This is a genomic window from Streptococcus sp. UMB1203 (genome assembly GCF_030217725.1).
Lineage (GTDB): Bacteria > Bacillota > Bacilli > Lactobacillales > Streptococcaceae > Streptococcus.
In genome coordinates this window covers 1-237 of sequence record NZ_JASOOK010000087.1, presented here as the reverse complement: position 1 = coordinate 237, position 237 = coordinate 1, and the positions used below count along the sequence as shown (strand labels likewise).

Annotated in this window: 1 pseudogene; it reads left to right on the top strand. The window is 47.3% G+C overall.

The annotated features are described in order from the left end of the window. A pseudogene (locus QP439_RS09070) lies at positions 1-237 on the top strand (acetolactate synthase AlsS); the annotation flags it as partial.

The following is a 237-nucleotide window of genomic DNA, read 5'->3' as shown; positions in this document are numbered from 1 at the left end:
ATGCTGAAATTTCTGCCCGCGTCATTGTGATTGACGTAGAGCCAGCAGAGATTGATACTTACTTCCAACCGGAGCGGGAGCTGATCGGAGATATTGCAAATACTTTGGATTTATTGCTGCCAGCGATTAACGGCTATCAATTACCAGAAGGCTCGCGGGAATATCTGCAAGTGCTGCGAGATAAAATGGACGGTGATGTGAAATTTGACCGCAGCCAAGCTGAAAAAGGTCGCCTAC